General features: G+C 38.2%; 7 protein-coding genes. 2 read left to right on the top strand and 5 right to left on the bottom strand.

What is annotated here, in order from left to right; all coding sequences use genetic code 11:
- Positions 1–171: 171 nt before the first annotated feature.
- Positions 172–369 carry a cold-shock protein CspD gene (gene cspD / locus AAIB49_RS18960; protein WP_186869647.1) on the bottom strand — a complete coding sequence of 66 codons (198 nt, stop codon included), beginning with the start codon at positions 367–369 and terminating at the stop codon, positions 172–174.
- A gap of 393 nt (positions 370–762) precedes the next feature.
- On the opposite strand from cspD, the gene trhO reads away from it, so the two are divergent.
- Positions 763–1,731: an oxygen-dependent tRNA uridine(34) hydroxylase TrhO gene (gene trhO, locus AAIB49_RS18965; protein ID WP_339217165.1), complete on the top strand. Its 969-nt coding sequence runs from the start codon at positions 763–765 to the stop codon at positions 1,729–1,731.
- Between the two features lie 88 nt (positions 1,732–1,819).
- Positions 1,820–2,296 (top strand): glutathione peroxidase, encoded by a 477-nt coding sequence (locus AAIB49_RS18970; protein ID WP_339217166.1) that lies wholly within the window; start codon positions 1,820–1,822, stop codon positions 2,294–2,296.
- Positions 2,297–2,331: 35 nt separating this feature from the next.
- On the opposite strand, the gene AAIB49_RS18975 is transcribed toward AAIB49_RS18970, so the two are convergent.
- The 4 genes from AAIB49_RS18975 to AAIB49_RS18990 form a co-directional block, all read right to left on the bottom strand.
- Positions 2,332–3,054 (bottom strand): amino acid ABC transporter ATP-binding protein, encoded by a 723-nt coding sequence (locus AAIB49_RS18975; RefSeq protein WP_339217167.1) that lies wholly within the window; start codon positions 3,052–3,054, stop codon positions 2,332–2,334.
- Positions 3,047–3,706 (bottom strand): amino acid ABC transporter permease, encoded by a 660-nt coding sequence (locus tag AAIB49_RS18980; RefSeq protein ID WP_186869643.1) that lies wholly within the window; start codon positions 3,704–3,706, stop codon positions 3,047–3,049. The genes AAIB49_RS18975 and AAIB49_RS18980 overlap by 8 nt, the downstream gene beginning before the upstream one ends.
- A gap of 30 nt (positions 3,707–3,736) precedes the next feature.
- On the bottom strand, positions 3,737–4,504 hold the full coding sequence (locus AAIB49_RS18985; RefSeq protein WP_339217168.1) for an ABC transporter substrate-binding protein: 768 nt from the start codon (positions 4,502–4,504) through the stop codon (positions 3,737–3,739).
- A 66-nt stretch (positions 4,505–4,570) separates the two neighbouring features.
- Positions 4,571–5,728 carry a M20 family metallopeptidase gene (locus AAIB49_RS18990; RefSeq protein ID WP_339217169.1) on the bottom strand — a complete coding sequence of 386 codons (1,158 nt, stop codon included), beginning with the start codon at positions 5,726–5,728 and terminating at the stop codon, positions 4,571–4,573.
- Between the last annotated feature and the right edge of the window lie 944 nt (positions 5,729–6,672).

Raw genomic sequence — 6,672 nt, forward strand, 5'->3', positions numbered from 1 at the left:
TTGCCGCTGACTTCCTTCAGATTCTAGGTCACCCTAGACACCCTTGTCTTAAGCTAATCACTACTACTGCCTTCGTGATTCAGGACTTCAACCCTAGAGAATGTGTGCATGCCTGGCACACTATAAAAAGGCTTATCTCACTTGAGATAAGCCTTGTAGTTGTGTTTTTAATTAAAGTTTAACAACGTTAGCTGCTTGTGGTCCACGGTTACCTTCAACGATTTCAAATTCAACGTCTTGACCTTCTTCAAGAGTTTTGAAACCTTCAGATTGAATAGCTGAGAAGTGTACGAATACATCGTCACCGTCTTCGCGCTCGATGAAACCGAAACCTTTTTCTGCGTTAAACCATTTTACTTTACCAGTCATTTATATGACCTCCTTATCAAATAGCTTGCAAAGTACAATTGAACCCTAATACTTTTACACCTACTTCGGATAAAGAGATCGTAAAGTATTACTAATTTCAATTACCTTTTGCTACCTATACTTTACCCCTTTGAATGGAAAAAATCAAGTGAATGAGAATGTTTTACTTAAAAAAATTCAAAAAATTATTAGACAACTTGAATTTTATGCAAAATAAAAGCAGTTGAATAATAAACAAGTGGAAACGTAACAAAACAGATAAACGTACTACTGAATAAGCAGTTGAATTTTTGCTAAAAACTTGTTAAACTATACACTTGCAAGATTATAAAAAGTAAATAGCGACTACCAACATTTATATCTTGCAAATATGAATGATAGGTGGTAATGAAAATGGGAGATTATCGAGTTTTATTATACTACAAGTATGTAGACATCGAAGATCCGGAAACTTTTGCGAAAGATCATTTAGCCTTTTGTAAAGAAATCGGATTAAAAGGAAGAGTATTAGTTGCAAAAGAGGGAATTAACGGTACTGTATCTGGAACTGTGGAAAGCACAAACAAGTACATGGAAATGATGCACAATGACCCTCGCTTTGCTGATTTAACCTTTAAAGTAGACGAGCATGATGGTCATGCATTTAAGAAAATGCATGTTCGCCCACGTAAAGAATTAGTAACGCTTCGTCTAGATGAAGAAGAAAATCCTGATCCAAAAGAATTAACTGGTGAATTCCTAACACCAAAAGAGTGGCGTGAAGCAATGGAACGTGATGACGTTGTTATAGTGGATACTCGTAATGACTATGAATATGAATTAGGTCATTTCCGTGGTGCACTTAACCCTGATATCGATAACTTCCGTGAGCTACCAGAATGGGTACGTAAAAACAGACACCTTATTGAAGGTAAGAAGATTTTAATGTACTGCACAGGCGGAATTCGTTGTGAGAAATTCACTGGCTGGATGATTAAAGAAGGCTTTGAAGATGTTGCACAGCTTCATGGCGGGATTGTAACATATGGTAAAGACCCTGAAGTTCAAGGTGAGCTATGGGATGGGAAATGCTATGTGTTTGATGAACGTATTGCTGTAGACATTAACCGTAAAGAGCATGTTGTCGTTGGTAAGGATTACTTCGATGGGGAGCCATGTGAACGCTTTGTAAATTGTGCTAACCCTGAATGTAATAAACAAATTCTCTGCTCAGAAGAAAATGAGCATAAATATATGCGTGGTTGTACACATGAATGTCGTGTACACCCAAGAAATCTATATGTACAAGAGCATAACCTATCTCAAGAGGAAATTGATCGCAGACTAGCAATCATTGCCCAAGAAGAAAAGGTAGCTCAATAAGTAGTGAAAAGACGGCCAATGGTCGTCTTTTTTATTTTTATTAATGGCATCCATTTGCTATGATGAATTTAAGGAGGGGAATTATACAATGGGTATATATGAATTTTCCGCAGTCACATTGCAAGGTGCAACTAAAAATCTAAGTGATTATAAAGGTAAAGTTTTACTGATTGTCAATACCGCAAGTAAATGTGGATTTGCTCCTCAATTTGAAGGACTACAAAGACTATATGAAACCTATCAGAATAAAGGGTTGGAAATTCTCGGCTTTCCTTGTGACCAATTTGGTAATCAAGAGCCAGGATCAGGAGAGGAAATAGCAGAGGTTTGCAAAATGAACTATGGGGTTACATTCCAAATGTTTGAGAAAATCAATGTTAAGGGTCCAGATGCGCATCCATTGTTTAAACATTTAACAAGCGAGGCGAAGGGCTTTTTGTCAGAAGATATTAAATGGAATTTCACTAAATTCTTAATCGATCAAAATGGCAATGTCGCAAAACGCTTTGCCCCCCAAACAACACCAGATAAAATAGAGAAAGACATTGTTAAGTTATTAGGATAAGTTAACGCGGGTGAGTCTTGCTCATCCGCGTTTTTTTAAAGCACCTTCGATAAAAAGTCTTCTGCTCTTTTTGTCTTTGGCTTCGAAAAGAAATCCTTTGGCTTCCCTTCTTCTACTATCTGACCTTCATCCATAAAAAATATTCGATCCGCTACTTCTTTGGCAAAATTCATTTCATGTGTGACAACAACCATCGTCATCCCTGTTTGTGCAAGATCCTTCATAACGTCTAATACTTCCTTCACCATTTCTGGATCAAGCGCTGAAGTGGGTTCATCAAATAACATAATTTCCGGATCCATCGCTAAAGCTCTTGCAATAGCTACACGCTGCTTTTGCCCACCTGACAAACGATTTGGATAGGCATTTATTTTTTCAGTCAACCCAACCTTTGCAAGTAATTCCTCCGCAAGCTTTTCAGCTAGATCCTTTTTCATATGCTTTACTTTTATTGGAGCATACGTAACATTTTCTAGTACAGTCATATGAGGAAACAAATGAAAATGTTGAAATACCATGCCAATATTTTTTCTTATCGCTAATTTATTCACTTGAGGTTTGGTTATTTCCTTATCCTTTATCCAAATAAAGCCACCTGTTGGGTCCTCTAATAAATTGATGCAACGTAGGAAGGTTGACTTACCAGAACCAGAAGGGCCAATTATAGCAACAACCTCTCCTTGATCAATCATTGTAGTGATGTCTTTTAATACTAGGTTATCTCCAAATGATTTAGTAAGATCGATTGTCTTAATCACTTTGCCTCATCCTCCGTTCGACCCAACTACCGATATTAGTTAGGATAAATATCATGACCCAATAAATAAGACCAGCAACTAACAGTGGTTCAAAGTTACGATAAAGTTGCGCTCCGACAATCTCCGCTCGTCGCATTAAATCCATATAACCGATTGTAGAAACTAGTGCCGATTCCTTCGTTAACGTAATAAACTCATTCATTAATGCAGGTAATATATTTTTGGTTGCTTGTGGAAGGATAATATTTACCATCATTGGTCTAAACCCTACACCTAGCGCCTCCGCTGCCTCTACTTGTCCTTTATCAACAGCCATAATACCTGCCCGGATAATTTCTGATACATACGCAGCAGAATTAAGTCCAAATGCTAACACAGCACTTAAAAACACTGGTATATCATAGGCAAATAATTGTGGAACAGCATAATGAATGATCATTAATTGTAATATTAATGGTGTCCCACGAAAAATCGATGTATAACAATCCGCTGGCCATTTCAGCCATTTCTTTTTACTAATTTTAAACAAAGCTAATATTGTTCCTAGTATGAAACCAACGATAATGGATACACTAACAAACTTTAATGTTGCTCCAATTCCTTCTAAAATAAAAGGAATTGAAGGCACAATCTGGCTAAAGTCCAAATTCATGCCTTCACACCTCACTCTCTCGCTGTAAAATTACTTGTATTCAGATAACCATTTATCTTCTAACGCTGTTAGTGTTCCGTCTTCTTCAAACTGTTTTAAAATGGCATTGACCTCTTCTACCAGCTCACTCCCTTTTGGAAAAGCAATCGCCATCCCTGGAGAACTAGTGGTTGGGTCATCAAAGCCTGTAAAGCCTTGAGAGGTAATGTATCCTGTAGCAACGGTTTTATCCATATATGCCACATCAATACGATTAGAGTTCAATTCCTGAACTAAAATATTGGCACTATCTACTTTTTTCACTTCAAATCCGTATTCCTCCGCTAATTTTTCAGCACCCTCTTCTTGAATCGTCCCTAACTGTACACCTACTACTTTTCCTTCTAAGTTAGAAAGGTCTTCTATTTGCTGATCTGCTTTTGCTATAAACATTTCCCCAGAACGATGATACGGTTCAGAAAAATCAACGTTCTCCCGTCTCTCCTCTGTTGCACTCATGCCAGCAAGTACGATGTCCACACGTTTTGCTTGCAGGGAACCAATCAACCCATCAAAATCCATATCTTGAATCTTTAATTCATAGCCTAATTCATCGGCAATAGCCTGTGCTAATTCCACATCAAACCCAGTAAAGTTACCTTGTTCATCATAGGATTCAAATGGTGGAAAATCTGCAGATGTAGCCATTTTCAATACCTTTTGCTCCTCTTTATTAGCAGAGCTTGCTTCTCCTGCATTGCATGCGGCTAAGAAGGTAAGCAGTACTATTCCCATCAAAGTAACTATTATTTTTTTCATCATGTCATCTCTCCCTTTATAAACATTAATAATATTGATTAATTATTCATAAATCCGTATAAAAAATCACTGTGTTTCAAATTCACTCTTGATTGACTCTAGTAAATCTTTATTGGTAATAATATCAAACCCTGTTCCAGCCAGTGCCAATACACCAGATTTAAGTGTTTTATACCCATCCTCTGTTATCGTTTGCTCGGCAAATTCCTTTGTATGGGCAACTAGGCCAGGCTTATTTAATCCGATATAAGGATGTATAGCAGGAACAACCTGACTCACATTGCCCATATCAATCGAGCCGTACGATTGCTTGGCTGCTAGTATAGGTAAATCACTAGTTTGTGCTAAGTTTTTTGTAAAAGCATCTGATAAAGACTGATTTGTTATCATATCGTCATAGCTAAGTTCATAATTAGATATCTCCAAAGTCGTTCCTGCCATTAGCGCTGCACCGGTGGCTATATTCTTAACCTTTTCCACTACTTCATTTAAATAAGAACGTGCTTTTGCTCGAATATAAAATTGTGCCACCGCATAATCAGGAACGACATTTGCCGCTTTTCCTCCCTCTGTTATAACGCCATGGATACGTACATCAGTCGGAAGGTGTTCCCTTAAAGCATTTATACCGTTGAACAATTGAATAACACTATCTAGCGCATTAATCCCTTTCTCTGGGGATGCCGCTGCATGAGAGGCTTTTCCAGAATACGCAAATTGAATTGCATCCATGGCAAGGGACTCCCCACTAACATAGGACTGATCACTAGGATGTAATATCATCGCAACATCCATATCGTCAAATACTCCTTGCTCACTCATCGGTACTTTAGCACCATTTGTTTCTTCTGCTGGTGTACCAAGAACAACCACACTTCCTCCGATTTCCTGAATCACTTTACTAAGCGTGATTCCTGCTCCAACACTCATCGTCCCGATTAAATTATGCCCACAGCCATGACCAACCCCTGGGAGTGCATCATATTCAGCAAGATAAGCAATTTTCGGACCAGGCTTTCCACTAGTATATTCCGCCTTGAAAGCAGTTGGTCGTCCTACAATTCCTGTTTCAATAGAAAAACCATGTTTCCCTAATAGTGAGGTTAGAAGTTTCATAGATTCATACTCTTGATCACCTAACTCTGGATGATCATACATTTGCTTACAAATATCCCATAAATCTTGTTCAATACCTTGGAGTTCATCCTTCAATAATTGTTTCATGTCTCATTCACCTTTGTGTATTATTATTAATGATTATGTATATTTATACCACTTTATTGATTTTTATTCAATACTTTTTTTGAAATATATCTAATGTTTGTATACACAAGGAGATAAAATTTCGTATGGTTAAACGGAGAAATCTTCTGTTACTTACTAGAATAGAAGGGTAGTAGAAGATCACCAATTTATCAAGTTAGTAAAGTAAAAACCCACATTTGCTCGTATCTAGCGAATGTGGGTTTTTTTGTTCTTATGCTTGCAGATCATTTCCAATTAGTTAAAAAGGGAGGGGATTTCCTTGCTCATTTGGGTAACAGATGCTCCTTCTGTTACCTTTTTCTGCTTTTCTTCCTCATCTAGGTCACTGAGGCAGAGCCTCTGTTACCTTTTCCAGCATTTCCTCCTCATTTGGGTCACTGAGGGGTCTTCTCTGTTACCTTTTCTGCTTTTCCTCCTCATTTAGGGCACTGAGATAATCCCTCTGTTACCTTTTTCTGCTTTTCCTCCTCATTTAGGGCACTGAGATAACCCCTCTGTTACCTTTTCACGCTTTTCCTCCTCATTTAGGGCACTGAGATAACCCCTCTGTTACCTTTTTCTGCTTTTCCTCCTCATTTAGGGCACTGAGATAACCCCTCTGTTACCTTTTCACGCTTTTCTTCCTCATTTAGGTCACTGAGATAACCCCTCTGTTACCTTTTTCTGCTTTCCTTCCTCATTTAGGGCACTGAGGTGCTTCAAATAGCAAAACTACCATCATCCCCGCTCGTCCCATAGAGAATGGAAAGATACCTATTCTATGCTTTCCTATCCGTCAAATAGAGTAGGCGCATGAATCACTCATGCGCCTCTCGCAGTTCCGTACGTGCGGGTCATCGCATACGGCTCCTCCATGATTATTCCCTTTGGGAATGATGTTCATTGTAAATATCAACCAGAGA

It is taken from the genome of Ornithinibacillus proteolyticus (assembly GCF_039581225.1).
GTDB classification, from domain to species: domain Bacteria; phylum Bacillota; class Bacilli; order Bacillales; family Amphibacillaceae; genus Ornithinibacillus; species Ornithinibacillus massiliensis.